General features: G+C 33.1%; 21 protein-coding genes. 10 read left to right on the top strand and 11 right to left on the bottom strand.

Annotated features, from left to right (window positions below; genetic code table 11):
• Positions 1-4 precede the first annotated feature (4 nt).
• The 3 genes from IMCC3317_RS11875 to yidD all read left to right on the top strand — a co-directional run bounded on the left by IMCC3317_RS11875 (position 5) and on the right by yidD (position 1,382).
• A complete protein-coding gene (locus IMCC3317_RS11875) occupies positions 5-670 on the top strand; it encodes a DNA-binding response regulator (RefSeq protein WP_160129711.1) in 666 nt (221 codons plus the stop codon).
• 200 nt (positions 671-870) lie between these two features.
• Positions 871-1,101, top strand: coding sequence for a hypothetical protein (locus IMCC3317_RS11870; RefSeq protein ID WP_160129710.1), 231 nt, complete (start codon positions 871-873; stop codon positions 1,099-1,101).
• On the top strand, positions 1,101-1,382 hold the full coding sequence (yidD, locus tag IMCC3317_RS11865; RefSeq protein ID WP_160129709.1) for a membrane protein insertion efficiency factor YidD: 282 nt from the start codon (positions 1,101-1,103) through the stop codon (positions 1,380-1,382). The genes IMCC3317_RS11870 and yidD overlap by 1 nt, the downstream gene beginning before the upstream one ends.
• On the opposite strand, the gene IMCC3317_RS11860 is transcribed toward yidD, so the two are convergent.
• From IMCC3317_RS11860 to IMCC3317_RS11835, 6 genes are all read right to left on the bottom strand, one after another.
• Positions 1,377-2,096, bottom strand: a complete 720-nt coding sequence (locus IMCC3317_RS11860; protein ID WP_160129708.1) for a hypothetical protein — start codon at positions 2,094-2,096, stop codon at positions 1,377-1,379. The two genes, yidD and IMCC3317_RS11860, sit on opposite strands and share 6 nt — an antisense overlap.
• Before the next feature lie 93 nt (positions 2,097-2,189).
• Positions 2,190-3,545 carry a mannosyltransferase gene (locus IMCC3317_RS11855; RefSeq protein ID WP_228054784.1) on the bottom strand — a complete coding sequence of 452 codons (1,356 nt, stop codon included), beginning with the start codon at positions 3,543-3,545 and terminating at the stop codon, positions 2,190-2,192.
• A gap of 41 nt (positions 3,546-3,586) precedes the next feature.
• A complete protein-coding gene (locus IMCC3317_RS11850) occupies positions 3,587-5,092 on the bottom strand; it encodes a cellulose synthase family protein (RefSeq protein WP_160129706.1) in 1,506 nt (501 codons plus the stop codon).
• Positions 5,093-5,779, bottom strand: coding sequence for a glycosyltransferase family 2 protein (locus IMCC3317_RS11845; RefSeq protein ID WP_160129705.1), 687 nt, complete (start codon positions 5,777-5,779; stop codon positions 5,093-5,095).
• A 224-nt stretch (positions 5,780-6,003) separates the two neighbouring features.
• Positions 6,004-7,860 carry a 4Fe-4S binding protein gene (locus IMCC3317_RS11840; protein ID WP_160129704.1) on the bottom strand — a complete coding sequence of 619 codons (1,857 nt, stop codon included), beginning with the start codon at positions 7,858-7,860 and terminating at the stop codon, positions 6,004-6,006.
• Between the two features lie 24 nt (positions 7,861-7,884).
• A complete protein-coding gene (locus tag IMCC3317_RS11835; RefSeq protein ID WP_160129703.1) occupies positions 7,885-9,225 on the bottom strand; it encodes an NAD(P)/FAD-dependent oxidoreductase in 1,341 nt (446 codons plus the stop codon).
• A gap of 379 nt (positions 9,226-9,604) precedes the next feature.
• Here IMCC3317_RS11835 and IMCC3317_RS11830 point away from each other — a divergent pair, with 379 nt between their 5' ends.
• The 7 genes from IMCC3317_RS11830 (at position 9,605) to IMCC3317_RS11800 (ending at position 15,939) form a co-directional block, all read left to right on the top strand.
• Positions 9,605-10,525: a hypothetical protein gene (locus tag IMCC3317_RS11830; protein ID WP_160129702.1), complete on the top strand. Its 921-nt coding sequence runs from the start codon at positions 9,605-9,607 to the stop codon at positions 10,523-10,525.
• A gap of 37 nt (positions 10,526-10,562) precedes the next feature.
• Complete coding sequence (locus tag IMCC3317_RS11825; protein ID WP_160129701.1) at positions 10,563-11,567, top strand: glycoside hydrolase family 113; 1,005 nt, start codon at positions 10,563-10,565, stop codon at positions 11,565-11,567.
• Positions 11,568-11,571: 4 nt separating this feature from the next.
• Positions 11,572-12,831 carry a BamA/TamA family outer membrane protein gene (locus tag IMCC3317_RS11820; RefSeq protein ID WP_160129700.1) on the top strand — a complete coding sequence of 420 codons (1,260 nt, stop codon included), beginning with the start codon at positions 11,572-11,574 and terminating at the stop codon, positions 12,829-12,831.
• A gap of 232 nt (positions 12,832-13,063) precedes the next feature.
• The gene (locus tag IMCC3317_RS11815) at positions 13,064-13,504 is read left to right on the top strand and encodes a RidA family protein (protein ID WP_160129699.1); all 441 of its coding nucleotides are present in this window, start codon (positions 13,064-13,066) and stop codon (positions 13,502-13,504) included.
• 184 nt (positions 13,505-13,688) lie between these two features.
• The gene (locus IMCC3317_RS11810) at positions 13,689-14,540 is read left to right on the top strand and encodes a TraB/GumN family protein (protein ID WP_160129698.1); all 852 of its coding nucleotides are present in this window, start codon (positions 13,689-13,691) and stop codon (positions 14,538-14,540) included.
• Positions 14,541-14,822: 282 nt separating this feature from the next.
• On the top strand, positions 14,823-15,326 hold the full coding sequence (locus tag IMCC3317_RS11805) for an RNA polymerase sigma factor (RefSeq protein ID WP_160129697.1): 504 nt from the start codon (positions 14,823-14,825) through the stop codon (positions 15,324-15,326).
• The gene (locus tag IMCC3317_RS11800) at positions 15,316-15,939 is read left to right on the top strand and encodes a hypothetical protein (protein WP_160129696.1); all 624 of its coding nucleotides are present in this window, start codon (positions 15,316-15,318) and stop codon (positions 15,937-15,939) included. Before IMCC3317_RS11805 ends, IMCC3317_RS11800 begins: the two co-directional genes overlap by 11 nt.
• A 230-nt stretch (positions 15,940-16,169) precedes the next feature.
• Here IMCC3317_RS11800 and IMCC3317_RS11795 read toward each other — a convergent pair whose 3' ends face one another.
• The 5 genes from IMCC3317_RS11795 to arsM all read right to left on the bottom strand — a co-directional run bounded on the left by IMCC3317_RS11795 (position 16,170) and on the right by arsM (position 21,469).
• Entirely contained in the window at positions 16,170-16,946 is a 777-nt protein-coding gene (locus tag IMCC3317_RS11795; protein WP_160129695.1) for a TIGR04283 family arsenosugar biosynthesis glycosyltransferase, read from the bottom strand.
• A 102-nt stretch (positions 16,947-17,048) separates the two neighbouring features.
• Complete coding sequence (locus IMCC3317_RS11790; protein ID WP_160129694.1) at positions 17,049-17,864, bottom strand: DUF547 domain-containing protein; 816 nt, start codon at positions 17,862-17,864, stop codon at positions 17,049-17,051.
• Positions 17,865-17,871: 7 nt separating this feature from the next.
• On the bottom strand, positions 17,872-18,750 hold the full coding sequence (locus IMCC3317_RS11785; RefSeq protein WP_160129693.1) for a sterol desaturase family protein: 879 nt from the start codon (positions 18,748-18,750) through the stop codon (positions 17,872-17,874).
• Between the two features lie 3 nt (positions 18,751-18,753).
• On the bottom strand, positions 18,754-20,181 hold the full coding sequence (locus IMCC3317_RS11780) for a hypothetical protein (protein ID WP_160129692.1): 1,428 nt from the start codon (positions 20,179-20,181) through the stop codon (positions 18,754-18,756).
• Between the two features lie 319 nt (positions 20,182-20,500).
• Entirely contained in the window at positions 20,501-21,469 is a 969-nt protein-coding gene (gene arsM / locus IMCC3317_RS11775; protein ID WP_160129691.1) for an arsenosugar biosynthesis arsenite methyltransferase ArsM, read from the bottom strand.
• Positions 21,470-21,800: the final 331 nt, after the last annotated feature.

The following is a 21,800-nucleotide window of genomic DNA, read 5'->3' as shown; positions in this document are numbered from 1 at the left end:
GCCTATGTTTACTAAAGTTTTAATAGCCGAAGATATGGACGACATCAACACAGGTGTCCTCACAGCACTTTCCGAATTGGAAATCCCGACGATTGATAGAGCTCAATATTGCGATGATGCAGATTTGAAAGCAAAAAGAGCACGAAAAGATGAAGAACCGTATGAATTACTCATTACAGATTTGTCTTTTGTAAAAGATTATAGGAAACAAAAATTAGCTTCCGGAGAAGAGTTGCTCATCAAGTTGAAGAAAGAACAACCAGACCTAAAAGTAATTGTGTATTCTGTGGAAGATAAATTACAATGCGTGCGCAGACTCTTCAATGAATACGATATTGACGCGTATGTATGTAAAGGTCGCAAGAGTTTAAAAGAATTAATAAAAGCCATAAAAACAGTTTCCAATGGTAAAAAACATCTTTCTACAAAGGTGAAAAATGCATTGAGTGCTAAAAAAGATATGGAAATCGATGATTACGATATCAGTTTGCTCAAATTGCTTTCCAGAGGAATGAACCAAGATGAAATTGCAGCAGACTTAAAAGGCCGTAGCATTTCGCCAAATAGCCTGAGCTCTATTGAAAAACGATTGAGTAAATTGAAAATCTATTTTAAAGCAAATAATGCAATTCACTTAATTGCCAATGCAAAAGATTTAGGACTTATTTAATAAACATAGAGAACTTTCTCTTATACTAAATCGGTTTCTATACAGCGTTAACATTCATAATAGAACAATTTCACCAAACTTACTGTATGTGATTTAAACTCCAAAAATGGAGGAATGTTTTATGAATTTAACTGCACATACGGAAAACCGTAAAGAACTAGTTTTTATTATGAATAAGTTTGAATATAAAACAAAAAATAATGGAATATAAAGTAGTGCCGTTCGTGCCAACAGTAAATGTAAGTCAAGAATCATCAAATCATGTTTCAAATCAATTGGAAAATATTATTAAAAACTATTCCGATCAAGGTTGGAAATATATTAGTTTAGAAAGTGTAACTACTGTTGTGCATCCTGAAGCAGGTTGTTTTGGATTAGGAGCAAAACCAGGATATACAACGACTCGACAAATGATTGTATTTAATAAATAATGAAGTATTTTCTACTATTTATAATAAAATCTTATTGGCTAATTATACCAAAATCAAAAAGGCGAAAATGCATTTTTAAGCAATCTTGCTCAAATTATGTATATCAAACAGCGACGAAAGATGGTTTTATCGCTGGTCTTTATGCTTTTAAATATAGGTATAAAAATTGCCGTTACGGATATGAGACATTTATAAATCCTATTGATCAAAAGGTGCAAATTAAACTTAGAAACAACGAAATTTTAGATCAAGAAGATATTTCAGAAAGATTCCTCCTATAAAGTCGCAACATAATCAATCAATTTTGCGAAATCTTTTTCTTTTTTCAGCTTTAATTTTTCTGATTTGATATACTTTTTAATTTCGCTTTCTTTCTCAGGAAATAACTTTACAACAGCTTTTTTCTTAGTTTCAACTAAAATTGGTTCGCCATTTTTTACAATATAATAATAATCATATTGTGTAAATTTTGCAGCTCTATCTGCCTGATTCCTTGTTGGAGCTTTTTCATTTGGAGAAAATTTACACTTCTTTCTCAACAATAACTGCACGTTTTTTTCATCGTTTAACACTAAAAAATAGGCTTTCTTTTCAAATCCTTCTTCGTCTTTATAGGTAAACAATTCTAACGTTTTTCCTTCAAACACAACTCTAGAACCATCAACTTTCATCAACGCTTCCATTTCTTGTCCGTCGTGCGGTAACAATTCAACTTCATTTGAATACGTATTTAAACGCATCATAATAGTTCCATACGATTTATCGCCGATATAAAATTGCGCCATTTTATAATTTTCATATAAATACGGACTTCCTTTTACATTATCCCAATCAATTTTATAAGGCTCTTTTTCTTTTGTGTTTAATAATTTTCGAAGATGATCGTATATCTGAGAAGTACTTTCAAACTCTCTCGGTGCGCCGCTAGATTGAGCAAATATGGAGGTGCTAAAAAGTAATAATAACGCGATTGGTAACAGTCGTAATGATTTCATAATGGTATAATAAATTGGTTCTAACTATAAAAATACTGAAAAAATGTGGTTTTTTTTGACTATTTAATGAAGAAAGTCATCTGAAAATTGCCGTTAAGAAGTCTGAATACCAGGTTTTTTTGTGTATTGTTTGAAGATTTCATAGATCAAAAATCCATACACAACAACATATTCCAAGGCAACAAAACCTAAGTTTTCGGCATAACTTTCATTCCGATATGCTGTGTAACTAAAAATAATCATGAATGACCAAACGACGGTAAATCGGTAATTGGTAAAAACACTCAAAATTAATAACGTTGCCAAATACCAAGGATGCATTGTTGTGGTTGTAAAAAAGTAAAACGAAAGTCCAAATAATAATGCTGAAATCATTTTTTGGAAATCTTTATTATTTCTAAAAAGACTTATTCCTGTGACAAAAATTAATACAATTATTGGTGTAATTTTCCCAATATCTTTAATCATATTCCAACCGACAATTTTGAAGCCAATCCAACGTGCGATATAATAAATACTTGCGTTGAATTCAAAATTCTGAAACCATAATCCGACAGTTTCTTTATAATTTGAAATGAATTGTTCAGAGAGAAATGGTAAAAATAAAATGATAATTGTTGCAATAACAATACTGTAAAAAGCAATTAATTTTAGGATTCCTTTCCAAACGGTTTGAAACGTAATTTTGCTGATTTCAGATACTTTGTGTTTGGCAAACCATTGAAAAAACAGTGGCAAAAACAACAACGGAATTAACTTCACAGAAACAGAAAAAGCTAACAATACAGCTGTCCATTTCCAAGATCCTTTTTGTAGCAAATACAAACTCCAAATGAAAAAGAAAATCATCACGCCTTCAAAATGTAAATTTCCTGTGAGTTCAATAATAATGAAAGGATTCAAGATATACAACCAAATATTTTTGATAGGTAAACCTAAATTTTCAAGTAGTTTCTTGCCGAAATACAACGTTCCAATATCTGCGAGAATGATTAAAATTCGCAAAATTACCACAGAACCTAAAATATTGTTCCCAGAGAAAAATCCAGCGAAAGCGAAACACAACTGATTTATTGGCGGATAATTGGTATAATGCGACGCACTCAAATCGCCCATTCCGTTGAATAATTCCTGCGCTTCCGCAATTGGCGCAGTTCCAGAAGCCATCAAATCGTTTGGTAAATATAAATACGGATTCCAGCCTTCTACCAGCATTCTTCCGTCCCAAATAAAGCGGTAAAAATCTTGTGATAAGTTCGGAATGCTTCCCAAAAAGACCAATCGGAAAACGATGGCAATTCCCGCAAGGGTAAAAAAGTGTTGCTTTTCTAATCGGATCAATCCGAAAAAACTTAAAAAAACGACACTATATAATGTGATTAAAATTGTGACATCAGTTCGCACCAACGGATACCCAATGTAGTAATATACAAAGGCGCTAATGAACACAAGTATGATAGAGAATTTATGATATTTTATCGCGGAAGCGATCACGCTTTTGAACGAATAGAGTTAAAAAATACAAAGGCAAAACCTAAGAATAACATTAAGTGAAACGGAAACAATCCGAAGTCATTTAACGGATATGCGCTGTACATTCCGAATAAGAAATATACCATTAAAATAGCTTCAATAATTGTATTTCCTGACACATTCTTTTTGATATATTTATTGTTTTTCCAAGAATCTTTTAGTGTTTTTATGTTGAATTTTGGCGTTCGTACAAATTCACTTTTTTTCCCTAAATGTCCTTCCATAACAGCAATAGAATTGTGTACTGAAAATCCCATCGCGACAGAGAAAAAGGTAAAAAACATCTTGATATAATCTACAAAATTCATAAATCCGCCGCCTTGTACACGTTTGAACGGAAACCAAAAACATACAAAAAATATGATCGTACTAATGATGAAAAAACTTGAAACTGTAAAGTAAATTTCTAAATGTCCGTATGTGTTTTTTATGTACAACATCGGAATACTTAACACGCCAACAATCAAAACATTTAAAAACATAGTACTGTTGAGTAAGTGTAAAACTCCGTGAATTTTTGTTTTTAATGATATGTTTTTAGAGAAAATAACACGCTTAAACATTTTTCTAAAATTCTCCGCGCCACCTTTATTCCAGCGGAATTGTTGCGTACGTGCCGCGCTAATAACTACGGGCAATTCGGCAGGCGTTTCTACATCTTCTAAATACTTGAATTTCCAGTTTTTCAACTGCGCGCGGTAACTCAAATCTAAATCTTCTGTGAGTGTATCGCCTTCCCAATTTCCAGCGTCAATAATGCAGGTTTTGCGCCAAATTCCTGCGGTTCCGTTAAAGTTGATAAAATGTCCTTGGGAATTTCGTCCAACTTGTTCCAACGTAAAATGTGCGTCAAGCGCGAATGCCTGAATCTTTGTTAACAACGAATAATCGCGGTTAATATGTCCCCAACGTGTTTGTACAACGCCGATTTTTTTATCTTTAAAATATGGAATTGTTTGTTTCAACCAATCTTCTTTCGGAAGAAAATCTGCATCAAAAATGGCGATAAAATCTCCTTTTGCTGCTACCAAACCATCTTTTAGCGCGCCAGCTTTAAAACCCGTTCTATCTTTTCGGCAAATATGTGTAATATCAAGTCCTTTTGCTTGTAATCTTTTAATTTGTGCTGCAGTAGAAATCACAGATTCGTCCGTAGAATCATCTAAGACTTGAATTTCTAGTTTTTCTGTTGGATAATCGATCTCAGCAATATTGTCCAACAAGCGTTCCATGACGTACAATTCGTTGTACACAGGAAGCTGAATTGTTACATACGGAACTTCGTTTGACTTGTTTAAATCAAAACGCGGAGAAGTATCTACATTCTTTTTTGCTCTCAAATAATTGACTAGCAAGTTCAATTGCGCCAAGCTATATAGTAAGATAAGTATAAGCGCAATAGAATATATTGCCATTATGAAAAACGACAACGCTAGCTTAAAAAATTCTGCATCAAACTCCATCTACTTAAAACTATATTTAAAAATCCAACCTAAAATTTTCACGCCAGCAAATATAGAACCTTTTACGGTTCCAGAAACTTTTGAGACGCCAATTCTCTTTTTATATTTCACAGGAACTTCTACATACGAGAGTTTCTGTTTCAATGCTTTGAGCTGCATTTCCACGGTCCAACCATAGGTTTTATCTTCCATGTTTAAGTTCAGAAGCTTGTCATATTTAATGGCTCTAAAAGGTCCTAAATCGGTAAATTTTGCACCAAAAAACAACTTCATTAAAAACGTTGCGAGCCAATTTCCAAATACTTGTTGCGGCGTCATAGAACCATTTTCTCGCAACGATTTCACGCGTGCACCAATGACAAAATCAATATTATCTTCAATAATTGGCGCGACTATTTTTGTCAATTCTTCTGGATAATCTGAATAATCGCCATCCAAAAACACTAAAATATCGGGCTTTTCATTTTGATTAAAAATGTATTCCATTCCTTTTAAACAAGCATATCCATAACCTCTTTGTGATTCTTTCAAAACGGTTGCGCCAGCCGCTTTTGCGTTAATTTCTGTGTTGTCGGTTGAATTATTGCTTACCACAATAATTTCACTAACATTTTTGGGGATTTCCTGAATAACATTTGCAATAGAATCCGCTTCATTATATGCAGGAATGATGACTTTAATGATCATATATTTTTGTTTGACTCTTGGCTTCTTGGCTCTTGGCTGTTTGCTCTTGGCTGTTTGCTTTTGGCTGTTTGCTTTTGGCTGTTTGCTTTTTTAGCCTTTGGCTTTTATGTTGAATTTTGAATTGACAATTTGAGCTTTTTAATTCAACATTCAAAATTTAGCATTTAAAATTAATTAGAAATGAGTTTTTTTCAACAATAAATAACCAGCAACCAGCAACCAGCTTACTTCTTACTCTCTTCAAGCATTTCAAACAAATCCATATCGTTTCCTAAAATTACTTCAGGAACTTCGTGACGCGTTGCGCCATCATCATTTCCGTTTTCTAATTTTAAAACTCCTCTTGGGCAAACTGCGCTACAAACGCCGCAACCAACACAAGAAGCACGCACAATATTTTGTCCTTTCTGTGCATATGCGCGAACGTCAATTCCTTGTTCGCAATACGTAGAACAATTTCCACATGAAATACATTGTCCGCCATTTGTGGTAATTCTAAACTTAGATTTAAAACGTTGAATAAGTCCCATGTAAGCGGCTAACGGACAACCAAAACGACACCAAGTTCTATTTCCTAGAAGTGGGTAAAATCCGGTTCCGATTACGCCAGCAAAGATAGATCCGATAAAGAAACCATACCATTCATTAATTGCATACGCGTTGATTCCTAAAAAAGTATGATCGTTTGCAAGTTCTGGAGTTACAACAATATTATAAGTATTGTAACCGACAACAACAGTCATGACAATGGCAAAAATTAAAATTGGATACAACAACCAACGTTCTATTTTCCAAGCAATCAAACGCTTGTCAGATAATTGACGATACGGATCTCCAAGCGTTTCCGCTAATCCACCACAACCACAAACCCACGAGCAATACCAACGTTTTCCGTAAATATAAACTAACAATGGTACGACAACGATAGAAAGAATAAAGCCCCAAAAGAACATGAACTTTCCTAAATGACCTGAATCTAAGTAGTTTTTCACATTCCAATCTGTCAAGAAATTATAATCTAATGGCCAAGCGTTTTTTAAATCGACACCTGGTAAATCGAATAATGGTAAAATCTCTACTAAAAGAAACGCAAATATAATTTGGAAAAATAATACACTCGCCGTTCGCACAACTTGATATTGATTGTGTCGATATTTGATAAACATCCGAATTCCCATCACAGTCATAGAAACCGTGTATAAAATTCCATATAAAAACCATTGCGAAGCCGAGCCGTTTTCAATGAAAATACTTTTTACGGGATCGAGAATATTTGTCCAATTTGAAATAATGTATGGATGAAAATATAATAATACGTAAAACGATACTAAGAATCCGAAAACTACAATTCCAACCCAACCACGATTTGTAGCATTGTTTAAGTAAATTCCGTTGTTTTTAATTCCAGGAATTGGCTTTAAGAATAATCTTGAAATGATAAACATTAACGAACCAATAATTCCCAAACCAAAAGTTAGGAATAAAAAGAGTGCTTTGTTGTCTGCAATGATTCCTGTTGCGGCACGTTCTGTAATGTTGAATCGTGCATATTTATTATCGTACAATAAAAAATCTTTAGCTTTATTTTTATTAATTTCTGAAATCTTAGTTTTTAAATCCTTTTGAAATGCTTCCGCAGAATCGTACGTTTTCTTCGGACTGTACATCCAATTTGTAGCTTTGTCAAGAGATGTAACTTCTGCTTCTGCTAAATTTTTCTCTAAAACATCTTTTGTATACGAGACACTTCCACCTTGAGTGGCATCATTAATAATTTTCTTTGTTTGAGTAGACGTAATTCCTTTTTCTTCAGCAACAGCTTGCGTAATTTTTTCGTTGTGTTTGTCAAATAATCCTTTTACATCATTTATAAACGAAAATTGATCGTTATATGTTTTGTCCAACACGCCGTTTTCTTTCGCAACAGCGATAAACGTTTCGGTTACTTTAGCATCTTTTCCGTCAAACGTTTTTTCAATAGAAGTTTGTGATAACGTGTAATTTCCCATGAATAAGGTTGCGATAAACAACAACACCGATCCGATGAATATATAGAGTCCTGCAATTCGAATGAATTTCATAGTATGGTTTTTAAAATGAGGTGATTAGTGACTAAAAATACGTTTCCAGCTTTTCTTTTTGAGTTGAATGTTGGTGTTATTTTCTTGATTGAATTTTGCCACAATTTCTTTTTCGTGCAATTTGTAAAATTCAGGATCAAAATTAGCATTTGCTAAATGTTCCAAAACGTATTCAACGGAACGTTTTTCATTCAACCACTTGTCAAAACTGATGTGACGCATGCGAATTCCGAACGTATTAATTCCTATAAATTCGTTGGTATTTTTATCATAATTGATATGAATACATTTTTTTCCGCCTTTATGTTCCCAATAAAAACGCGCTTCATTTTCCTTTGGTTGCGCCCAAACCCAACCGTACGTTTGATATTCAATATCTAGAAACTTCGCAGAATTGAACCAATGTCCAGGATTATAATCTCTAGGGTTTCCACACAATGTTTGCGCTAAGGTTTCGCCCATCATTCTACCTGTATACCAAACCGCTTCAATTGGTCTGCGTTGGTCAATTGCTTCATGTTGTTCGGCACAATCGCCAATTGCGTAAATATCTTTCACGTTCGTTTCCAGGCGACGATTCACTTTTACGCCACGACCGAGTTCAATATTTGAATCTTTTAGGAAATCTATATTTGGAGTAACTCCAGCCGTTAATCCGACAACTGTACACGGAATTTCTTCGCCAGTTTCTTTGATAATAATGGATTTCACTTTTCCACTTTCGTCAGATTTTATTTCTTGTAAATTAACGCCTAAGCGTAAATCAATATGATGTTCCTTAATATGTCGGTTAATCATTTCCGATTCTTCCGCAGGCAAAACGCCACTCCAAAAACTATCTTCTCGAACTAAAAAAGTGACTGGAATATCTCTACTTTGAAGCATTTCTGCGAGTTCAATTCCAATCAATCCGCCGCCAACAATTACAGCACGTTTACAAACTTCTTTATTTGGCGCATATTTCTCTAAATTCTCTAAATCTTGTTTGTGATACATTCCCATAACGCCATCCAAATCTTGTCCAGCCCAACCAAATTTGTTCGGTTTAGATCCTGTCGCGATAATAAGTTTGTCATATTTCATGGTTTCTCCACTTGCAAAAACGAGTTCTTTAGAAGCATCTTTTACTTGTTTTACAAAGCCTTTTTTCAGTTCGATGCGATTCTTTTCCCAAAACCAATTTTCATAAGGTTGCGTATGTTCAAACTTCATATGTCCCATGTACACGTACATTAACGCTGTGCGCGAGAAAAAATAATCCGTTTCAGCAGATACGATAGTAATTCTTTTATCGGAAAGTTTTCGAATATGTCTGGCTGCCGTAACGCCAGAAATTCCATTACCTATAATTACAATATGTTCCATAAGAATGCGATTGATTTTTAAGATTTCCCGCTTGTGCAAGAATTGGTTTGTGTCAGAGGTTCTGTCGTGATTAAAGTTAAGAACTTATATTGAGACAGCGGATTTAGAATAAGTATAAATTAAAAGTGTTTTGTAAGGATTTTCAAAAAGCTATAATTTGTTTTACGCTTGAGATGAAAAATATCCTTGCAAAATTGTAAGTTCCTTTACTTTTTCTGGACTTAAACATGATTATGAAATAAACCGTTATTATGTGGAAAAGACGACGAAATAATCTGTTTATCGAGAAACAGATTGCCGCAAGTTTTTTCAAAACTCTCGCAAAGACGTTTTGAGAATACTTCGAACAAAAAACAAATACACAAACAAACAAACCAACATGAAAACCAAAAACCTATTTGCAATTGCACTTACATTACTATTTACTAGCGTCTCTTTTGCACAAGATTCAGACGATGAAACCACAGATGAAAAGAGTAATATTCAAGAATATACACCTTCCAAATTATTGAAAAAAGGACAATGGGATATTAAATTTTTCAATAGTATTTACACACAAACTGAACGTACAAATGCAGGAAGTACTTCTGTTGATATTCCACGAGAAACATTTTTTACAAACACAACTGAGATTTACACAGGAATTAGTAAAAATAGAAGAATCAACATTGGATTTATCTTTCAAGTTCGCTCCAATACTTTTGGTGGCGCAGGCGCTTTAGACGTTTTTAAATTTGAAGATAATAACTCGGCAAGAAGCGGATTAACAACGATTGCGCCTTCAATTAGAGTGCAACCTTTCAAAAATATTTCAAACTTTTCATTTACGAGTTCTATCTATTTACCGATTTTTAAAGACAAAGCAAATGCTCCTTATTTAGACAAAAGAAGTGTGTTTTGGGAGACTAAATTCTTCTACGATAAAACATTCGGACAAGATAAATGGCAAGTATTTACACAAGCTGATTTCGGATTCAACTTTGGAGAAAAAAGAGAAGAAGCAGATGTGGATTCTAATGTAGGCGAACGTTTTGCAAACAACAGTTTGTTTTTGCCACTTGGTGTATTTTTAAGTTACTTTCCAACGCAGAAATCAATGGTTTATCTAAATACGAAACAAGCATTTTTGATTGATTTAGGGAATAATTTTTCTCAAAATTCCACTTCCGTGGGAATTGGAAGTAAATACCAACTAAACGATGTTTTAAACCTAGAAGCATCTTTTGATAAATTTGTCAGAGGAAACAGTTTTCAAGGTTTAGGACAAACTTTTAGCATAGGATTAAGAGCAATTTTTTAATTAAAATAGTACATTAGAAGTCTAAAAAAAAGCACGGATGAAATTTAGACTTTTATGTATATTTTTTGGCTTGTTGCAATTTTCATGCACAAGTCAGACTAAAAAAATAAATGGCGTCAGTTTTGTAGCGGCTCCAAACGAGATTGATCAAACACATGTGAATCCTGTTGTAAAAGTCAACGCAAATTACGCCGCGATTATGCCTTTCGGATTTATGAAGCAATTAACGGCTCCAGAAGTTATTCATAATACGGACAGACAATGGTTTGGCGAAACGAGAAAAGGAGCGAAGCAATATGCGGAGTTGTTGCAGAAGAACAACATTAAAATCATGATAAAACCGCAAATTTGGGTTTGGAATGGTGAATTTACGGGTTTCATTGCTATGGAATCCGAAGAAACTTGGAAACAGTTTGAAACTTCGTATGAAAGTTTCATCTTAGAATATGCACATTTGGCTGCCGAAATCAATGCAGAAATGTATTGTATCGGAACTGAATTGCACAAGTTTGTAGCTGCACGACCAGCATTCTGGAAGGAACTCATCACGAAGGTGAAAAAAGTATATAAAGGAAAATTAACGTATGCCGAAAACTGGGATTCGTTTGACAAAGTTCCGTTTTGGAGCGAATTAGATTTTATCGGAGTTGATGCGTACTTTCCGTTAAGCGAAGAAAAAACACCAACATTAGAAACATTACAAATAGGTTGGCAATTGCACAAAAATAAAATGATCGCTTTATCAAAAAAGCTAGACAGAAAAGTGCTGTTTACAGAATATGGCTATCGAAGTATGGAATATACCGCAAAAGAACCTTGGGATTCCAGCAGAAAAGGAAAAGTGCTAAATTTAAAAGCACAAGAAATCGCCTTGCAAGCAATGTATAATGAGTTTTGGAAAGAAGATTGGTTTGCTGGCGGATTCATCTGGAAATGGTTTCATCACTATGAAAAATCGGGTGGATTGGAAAATCATCAATTCACACCACAAAACAAACCTGCGGAAAACGTAGTTCGAGAAAACTATAAATTACATCAATAAATACATGAAAACATTCTTCACGATTCTTTTTTTAAGTTTATGTTTTCAAGGAATTGCACAAAATGATGTGGTTGCTGATGTAAAATTTCAAGGACAAAAAAAGAACAAAGTTGGTTTCTTAAAAAAATATGTAAGCGTTCGAAATGGCGATGTTTTAGATTCGCTTCAGCTTGAACAAGATGTAGTTTTATTGAAACGTTTGGCTGGTGTTTCGCATGCGAATTACCAAGTATTTCTTTCGGAAGATAATCGCTATAATGTATTTTTTAATATAGAAGAAAACTTCACGTTGATTCCAAATGTGAATGTTTGGACAACTACAAATGAGCAAGTTGCGTATAAAGTTGGGTTGTATGATTATAATTTTTTGGGAAGAAATATCGCTTTTGGCGGATTTTACCAAAACAACGGATTTGACTCTTACGGAATCAATTTGCGCATGCCAAATTTGTTTACACGGAATTTTGGAATTGCGCTAAATCATCAGAATTGGACAAGCGAAGAACCATTATATTTTGATGAAGGTTCGGCAAATTATAAATACAGTAATACTTCGTTTGAAGCGTTGTTGTTGTATCAAATTAACTTTAAACACCGCATACAGTTTGGTGCAAATGTGTTCTCTGAAAAGTATAATTACCTTAATGGATTAACTTCTGACGAGATTCCGCAAAGTTTAGCATTGGACAAGTTTCTACTTAAGTTTGCTTATGAATATAATAATTTAGACTACGAGTATCAATACATTGAAGGCATAAAAAACACATTCTATTTTCAATATGTAACTAGTGAAAATAGTTTTCAAGATAACTTCTTAATTGGTTGGAGTGATTTTATGTATTTCAAGCGCGTTGGCGAAAAAGGAAATTGGGCAAACCGCTTCCGATTTGGTGTTGCGTCTAACAGTGCAAGTCCGTTTGCGCCTTTTTCAGTAGATAATAATTTGAATATTCGAGGTGTTGGAAATCTCATTGATCGTGGAACTGCAAGTATGGTTTTGAACACAGAATATCGTCACACATTATATGAAAAAGGGTGGTTTATTTTACAAGGAAACACGTTTATAGATGTAGGAACTTGGCGAAATCCAGGCGGAACTTTTAGTGATTTTGCAAATAGTGAAAACCTCAGAATCTATCCAGGAATTGGTTTACGCTTTATTCACAAACGAATCTTTAACGCCACTTTTCGAATCGATTACGGATATGGAATCACGAAAGATTCAAGTAGTGGAATTGTTTTTGGAATTGGTCAGTATTTCTAATTCCCACGAAAGTGGGAATCTCATGCTAAGAAAACCGAACATTGATTGAAGCTGTAGTAAAGCAGTAATTTTTTCGTATTCAAAGTAGATTCCTTAACAAGTATGGAATGACAGCAAGAAATATTTCGCCACGAATTCACGAATTTTATTGTCTTGAATATCGAAATGAAGACAGAAATTCTATAATTTTGAAAACCCAAAACCCAAAACCCAAAACCCAAAACCCATCACAATGAAATCAATTCTATCCGCTTTTATATTTCTATTAATTTTAATCAGTTGTCAAACCAATAAAAAAGACATCACATTTCATGCTTCACACTTAGCAGAACGACAGAATACACCATTTAGTGACGCTGTAGAAACTGAAAATTTATTGTTTTTATCGGGTCAAATTGGGAAAGATCATAAAAAAGGCGTGTTGGTTTCTGGTGGAATTAAAGCAGAAACCAAACAAGTATTGGAAAACATAAAAGCGGTTTTAGCGCAACATAATTCTTCACTTGATCGTGTCGTAAAATGTACTGTGATTTTAGCAGATATCAATGATTTTAAGGACTTTAATAGTGTGTATGTGCAATACTTTCCTAACAAACCTGCACGCACAACTTTTGCTGTTGGCGGATTGGCAGCGAATGCTAAAATTGAAATTGATGTGATTGCTGCGAAATAAAAAAACAAATTCAAGATACTGTAATTCTAGTATTTAAAAAATAGTATTCATTTTTTTGTAACATATTTTCAAAGTTGATACTTACGGAGCAAATAGATATTAATTGATCGATAGTATCTACTATAATCCTGAAATAAGTAAATGAGATGCTGAAATAAATTCAGCATTATGAAAAACAAAAAACATGAAAAAATTATATATTCTTATCGCTTTTGTTATGTGTAGTTTCATCGGAAATGCACAAGACCAAAAACTTGAAAATTCTGTATTGTGGAAAATTGAACACAAAGACTTAGCAAAACCATCTTATCTTTTAGGAACGATTCATATTATGTGTGAAGATGATTTCTCAATTCCTGAAAAGGTAACTAAAGCTTTTAATGAAACTGAAAATTTAGTTATGGAAGTAGATATGTCAGATACAAAAGCTTTAATGGAATCTCAAAAAAAGATGATGTCTTCTGGAAAATTGAGTGAAAAACTATCTAAAGAACGACAAACATATTTAGATAATTTATTGCAAAAAGAACTAAATATATCGTTACAAATGGTTGATAATTACAGTTTAATGACCGTTTACTCATTATTAATTCAGCAAGGTTTGCCCTGTACTGCGAAAAAAATGTATGAAGCTGAATTGTTGATGCTAGCGAAAGCTAAAAACAAAAGAGTCGCAGGATTAGAAACTTTAAACGGTCAATTGGATTTCTTCGCAAAAGCATATCCGAAAGACTTTTTATGGCAGCAAATTGAATTAAACGAGGAATATAAAACGCTGTTTCAAAATATGATAACATTTTATAAAAATGAAGAAATAAGTAGCATATATGACAGTATGCTTGACGAACGTTTTTTTAACAAAAATGCTGAATATTGGATGTTGACTTTTCGGAATACAAATTGGATAAAGCTAATGCCAGAAATGATGCAAAAACAATCCAACTTATTTGCTGTTGGAGCCGCACATTTGCCAGGCGAAAATGGCGTGATTGAATTGTTGCGAAAGCAAGGTTATAAAGTAACTCCTGTACATTAGAATGTAGAAAGGTTTTAATAATTCAACATAATTAAGCAATGTATTGTTAGTTTTTCATTTTCTTTGCTTGCCCAAAGAAAACAGAAACAAAAGAAAAGGCACTTTTTCTGGCAGGTATTTTTAGTTTTCAAAGGAAAATTAAAACCGAAAAGCTTTTACTAAATTTTCTCCAAGGTTTCGAAAATTTTTAACGTAAAAACTTTTCTATACTTCAGAAAAGGCAAACTACGAAAAGTAAATAAACATTCGAGATGTCGAATTGAAGTCAAAAATAAGTATTCATTGGAACTAACCGAACAAGAATTTCTAAAAGCAATTGCTACTCATAAAGGCATAATCCATAAGGTTTCTCGCATCTATTTTGAAGATGCGATTGACCGAGAGGATTTGGTACAAGAAATCATTTTGCAGTTGTGGAAATCTTTGAAATCATTTAATGGGAAAAGTCAATTTTCTAGTTGGATGTATCGTGTTGCTTTGAATACGGCAATTGTATTTTTTAAGAAAGAAAAGCGGAAACCAGATAGTTATAAAATGCCCGAACACGTTCAATTAACACAGGAAGATTATTCTAATGAAAAAGAAGAACAATTGGCAACTTTTTATAAAGCTGTACATCAATTAAATAAAATAGAAAAAGCACTCATATTTCAATTTATTGAAGGATTTTCTGGAGAAGAAATTGCAAAGAATTTAGGAATGTCACCAGTAAATGTTCGCGTAAAACTGAACAGAACTAAGAAGAAAATACAAGAAATTATAAAAGAACAATCAGATGGATTTTGATAAAATAAAAGCACTTATGGACGACGAAAATCAAGAAGGTTTTCAGTTGCCAATAAGTTTAGAAAACTTAAAGGAAAGCAAGCTGCCAATTGCACAAATTCGCAAAACGATGAAAGGCGAAATCATAGTGCAACTAGCTTGTATCGTGCTATTTTTCTCGTTTCCTTTTGTGGTGAAAATGTATGAATTGCCACGAGCCGTTTACTTCATTTTCATGTTTATCACAAGTTTAATGACACTTGGATATTTAGCAAAAATGATTTGGTTTTTACGCCGAAATTCCAATGTTGGACAGCAAACTAAGCAAACGATTTTAAACTTTATTCACGATATAAAATTAACGATGGAAGTGTATAAAACCGGAATTATTGCAGGTTCGTTATTGTTGCCAATTTCGATGGCAACTATTTTTATGGGAACAGTTAATGGTGGAAAGGATTGGTTTTCAGAATGGTTTTTACTAAAAATGTCAACGACGACTTTACTACTTGTCATTTTTGGATATTTGCTTTCAGGCGTAATTATTTATTGGATTACTGTAAAATGGGCAGATAAATTATATGGCTTTCATGTTAAAAAATTAGAAGATATTTTGGTGCAAATGGAAGAGTGATTTTCGCTTCGCTCAATTCAATGATTCAAAAATTCAATGATTCAAGGTTTTTTGGCCGTTTCAATTTTTCGCTTCGCTCAATTCAATGATTCAAAGTTTTTTTAATCTTGCTGGCTTGGGTAACTGAAACATCAATTGGAGTAATTTTCGATAGAAAATTGTATAGAGAAGCACTTTTTTTATTAACTGCCTATAAAAAAAGTCTAAGCAAATCTAAAAGCGAAGCGAGTCTAAGAAGCTACATGCTTTTTATAATATGTATACAATTGTTCTGGTGAAGCTCCTTTTGATTTTTTGATATGAATTACTGCAAAATGATATTGTAACCTCCAAGTTCCTTGTTCGCGATATTTTCGGGCAGACGTTTTTACACTTTTTGGAATGATGGTAAATTGATCGTTTTCATACAAACGATTGATAAATTCACAATCTTCATAAATTGCATAACTTTCATCGTAACCGTTTAATGTTTCAAAAAGTGATTTCTGAATAAATAAAGATTGATCGCCACCGCGACACCAACTTCTATTGAAACGTGTGAAAAACTGTGAAACCAACAACACAGGATGTGGATAATCAAATTTTAAACGAAAACAACCTGCTAAAGATCCTTCTTTTACTTTTTGAAGAATAAATTTGTCAAAATGTTTTGGTGGAAATGTATCTGCATGCAAAAAATACAAGATTTCTCCTGTTGCATATTGCGCGCCAAAATTCATTTGTTTTGCACGACCTTTTGGTGATTTAAAGAGTTGTATGTGTGTTTGAGAATTTTCTGTTTCAAACAGTTTGTCAACACATCTTTTTTGAGAAGTATTGTTTTGTGAGTGAAGTTTGGAAATAAAATCAGTTGTAATTTTTACAGTAGTATCAGTGCTGCCGCCATCGATCAATAAAATTTCATGATGCGCATGTTTCATGCGTTCCAACAAGATTTGTAAGAGCGAAATAATGTTCTCGGCTTCGTTGAGAATTGGTATAATAATAGAAATTTTATAGGGCTTCATTTCTTTTTATACGTGAATTATTGCTTGATGATTTTATTTGTTGAATCTGCGAAATTTTACACTGAGTTTGTCGAAGCGTTGCACTGAGTTTGTCGAAGTGTACTATTCATTCAAAGTCCAATCGTACTCTTTGTAATCAACATCAGCATCTTTGCTGATTTTTACAGCGCTGTATTTGTTTAAAAAATCTATTAGTGAACCATTTTCTTTGAAATCACTTGAAAACCATTTGAAAATTTTTGAAATTTCAACCTTGTTTTGAGTTATTGTATTTCGTTTAGAATCGGCTAAAAAGGTTTTGGTTACGTGTGTTAATTGCGCATCCATATTTTCCGCAGTAAACGCCTTATTTAATAATGGCGGACATGAAAATGAAGCACAATTAATAGCAAAATGCATTCTTGGTTCGTTCATTTTGCGAAGAATTTTATGTTCTATTGTATTCAAATCATATTCTTTTCCTTCTAATGTCCACAACTCTTGTTTCCAAGGATTGTCAATATTTTTAATGCTTTCTAGCGGATAATTCTTTAAAATCAAATCAACTGTCATCGCGTTATACGCGTTAATCCAATAGGCTAATTTTTCATCTTTTGTCCAACTTTTTGTTGGAATTTGTTTGCTCAAACTTTTTATATATGCTTTCAGTCGGTCAGCATCTTCACGAAATCCTTGATAATTTACCTTTCCTGTTTTCGTCACATGTTTTTTTAATAATGCAGTCCAAGCTTCATGATTTACAACCGTTTTAGGTTTGACAGCAACTGTTTCTGCTGTTGCAGATACGCTAGTGTCCGTCACAGTTTCTTTTTGTGTAGTATCAATAGTATTAATAGTTGAATTTTCTTTAACCGCAGTTTTATTCGCGTAACATGCAAATACAAAAAATGCTCCAATAAGTAGTAATAGGTGTTTCATTTGTTATTTATTTTTTTAAGTTGATAGGATAAATTTCTTGTTGTAAAAAATCTTGTGGAAACGATTCATCATTTGTAAAACCAAGTTCAATATCGCGTCCGTTTTTAGGAATGTAATTCGTTTTGAATAGATAATCCCAAATACTTAAAGTCAGTCCGAAATTGACGCCAAACCTTACAGGAAGTTTTTTGCTATGATGCCAAATGTGCATTTTCGGGTTGTTGAAAACGTACTTCAATATCCCATAATCCCAACCTAAATTTGCATGATTCAAATGTCCGACAGCAATCGTAAAGAAATATACAAATGCAACATCATTCACACTAAATCCACCAATAATCGCCATCGGAATGTACAACATTGATTTGTACACAACGGTTTCCATCCAATGATAGCGTAAATGCGCCGCAAAACCCATTTCTTTTACGGAATGATGTACTTTGTGGAAGTTCCAAAGGAAATTAACTCTGTGTAACATTCTGTGTGTATTCCATTGTACAAAATCTGCAACGACAAAGAAAATTAGTAAGCCAAGCCATTTTGGTAAATTGTCTACATCAAACAGTTGAAAACTTTGAATTGATACACCAATCATTCCTAAAATGTCATTAAAAAAAGCGGCGACTGTATTAGAAAGTGCAATAAAAATAATGAGGTTGAAAATGAAAAAGTTGAAGAACATATAAAATGTATCTAACCAAAAATCTTTTCGAAAGATCGATTGATTTTTCCGCCAAGGAAAGATGATTTCCAAAACCCAAACAAGCAACGAAATCACAATTAAGCCATAAAAATAGTTTTCCCAATTTTGAAAAAACACTTGACCTTGAAAATAATTCCAATAGTCATTGTATGATTGTTTGATGATTTCGAGATACTTTTCCATAGACTACAAATTTAAGTATTCTTTTCCGTTTCTATCGAGCCAACCTTTCTTTCCGTTGGGCAATTCAAAACGTGCAAAAAATCCTTGAAAATGGTCGAGTTTTATGTAGCGACCTTTCGTGTGAATTTTAAAATATCCGTATAAGTTGTCTTTTTTGAAACGGATGAAACCGCCAATATGCTCAATTTCACTCATAGACACGAGTAAATTTGTGTTTGGTTTTCTAAAATCGAATAAATTAAAATTACCATTTGTAAGTTCAGCAATTATATAGATTTCAGTATCCGTGACAATTTTTTTCTTTCGATTTTTAAGAAAATAAATATCTTTTATATTGTTTTTAGGAATCGTTAAAGTATCAAGCGTAAATTCACTAATGAATGCATATTCAGTAGCGCGATCTTCTATTTTATACGCTATTTCCATGTTTAATGTTGGCATAAATGGCGGCGTAGGATTTGTCACAACATACTTTTCAGAAGTATCATTTGATAATGGAATACTTCTTAATTCATTGTTTTGAATGACTTGTAAATTGTATCGATTACTTCTGTCAAGATGAACAGCTTGTAATTTTGGAAGCTTTAACTTTTTGAATGTTTGATTGTAAACGTCGTACTTTTTTCCTTTGAAACCAATAATAAAATTGCTCAATACAATAGAATCATACCTTTTTTGTAACACATCTTCTCCACGATAATTGTACAAACGTTTCTTTCCTTTTTCAGTTATAATATGATAATAGTTACCAAGTTGATGAAGATGACTACTTATTAAATATAGCTTTTTACTATCGTATGTTGGTGTATATGATTGCGTTTCGGAAAAGTTAAGCGGAACAAATCCTTTTGCTTGGTAACGTGTCCAAATTTTTAATTCTAACGTATCTTTTTTTGGAACGATATAATTCAAATGTGTATGACTAATAAGTGTCAGAATTTTTTTCTTGTCTTTTAATTGAATGAATTCGAATGGTACTAATTCTGATGAATAATACTTCCAGTCTTTTTTAATATCATTTTCTGAATAATTATAGAAAACTTCCAACATGAAAAATTCTTTATTGAATTGATACAACTCATATTTGAAATCACCTTTGTAGGCGGTGAATTTTTTATGTTGCAATTTGTCAAAATCGTAAGTACGTATTTCAGAAATATTTTCTAGATTTAATGGTTTGTTTGAAGATTGATTTTTTGTTACATCTGCAACTATTTTTCTCCGGTACAATTTGAATCGTTCGTTTATACTGTAATAAGTTTTTTTGTGTTCATAAACAGCTGTAAATCCTTTTTTTGAAAGTGTATACTGATCTGCTTCTTCTCTTTCTAAATATTTTATTTGTGATTTTTTTTCTTCAATAGAAACTGTTTGTCCAACCATTATCATGGAAAAAATTAAACAGGAAAATACAGATAGAAATGTTTTCATTGTATGTTGATTTGTTTCACAAAACTAAGTGCTTTTGTACGTTTAAAAAACAACCAATACGTAAACACCACATTTCAATGCGTGAAATGTGGTGTTTGTATAGTATTATGAATTTTCAAATAATTGAAAGCACTTCTCGATACAATTTTCTATCCATTTCGATAGCTTCGCTAGGTATCTTCAATCAAAATATATTTTGATTTCAATAATGCTCAACGTGACAGAAAATCACTCGAAGTGACGATTTGAGATTCCATAAACTGAAAGATTAAATGATTGAAAAATTTCTCAATACTAAATTCTCAATACTATTTTCTGTCTAACAACATCCGCCACCATCATAATGATACGTAGAATCTGAAATAAAAACATCGTCTCTACCTAAAGAAGCTAAATCTCCAGCTGTTTTGTCACAAATTGCAATTGGCTGATTTTTTACTAAAATATGTCCTTTTTCGTCATCAAAATGGTTTTCCGCACCAAAATAAATGGCTGCTTTCCCTGTGAAAATACAAGGTCCATCAGCTGGCATTGGATCTTTAATTGCGGCAACTTCAATAGATTCAATATAAATCAATTCGTCTGTTGGATAATTTTTCGGATCTAAAATACGATATGGTTTACGAGCGCGAATTTCAATCGTTCCAAAACCTGCATCTGTCAACATTTTCACATATTCCGCAATTGGCAAGCTTCCACTTAAACACAAAGCGCGTAAACGATCATCATTACGAAGTGTTTCGTTCATTGGTTGTTCACACGTTGGATCGCTCATTACAAGTTTTCCATTTGGTTTTAACACACGATACATTTCGGCAATAGCCTTTTTTAAATCTTCAGTTTTAAAGATATTGAATAAACAATTTTGCGCTGCAACATCAATACTATTATCGTCTACAGGTAAGTTGAGCGCGTCACCTTTTCTAAGATCGACAAATTCACTTTTAAACCAATCGTTTTGCGCTTCTGCTTCTTCAAAATTTTTGCGAGAAGCTTCTAACATTTCGTCTACGACATCCAAACCAATAACGCCATTTTTTTGACGATTGAAATAGGCAAATTGCAACAATTCCATTCCGCCACCAACGCCAACATATAACATGGTCGGATTGTTGGTTAAATCACGCGCATGAACCGTGCTTCCGCAACCATAATTCATTTCCTGCATGATTCTTGGAATCTTTAAACCTGGTAATTCCCAAATTGGATTTGTTGTACAGCAAAGTCCAACATCAGGTGTTAAAGCTGCTTCTTTATAAACGTCATGTGTAGTATCTAAATAACTCATGTTTTTGTTGATCTGTTTGTTTGTTTGTTTGTTTGTTTTTTGTTGATTTGTTTTGTCAACTTGATTTTAATTCTGTTTTTTCATAACTCATAACTCATAACTCATAACTCATTACTTGTTAATTTGTTTTTTGTTGATTCGTTTTTTTATTAAACTCTTCAACTTATAAACTCCTAAACTTTTATTTTCTCAATTCTCAATTCTCAATACTAATATCTCAATACTATTTTTTGCGTGAGTGACTGAGCTATTGTTGGAGCTCTTTGTGAGTGCGCGAGCAAAAGCGACTAGCGAAGGCGCGACCTCCGATTTTTTTCGGAGGACACGCCCA

The organism is Kordia antarctica, from assembly GCF_009901525.1.
Classification (GTDB): Bacteria; Bacteroidota; Bacteroidia; order Flavobacteriales; family Flavobacteriaceae; genus Kordia; species Kordia antarctica.
The sequence above is the reverse complement of the archived record's forward strand: the minus strand, read 5'-3'. Positions and strand labels throughout refer to the sequence as shown.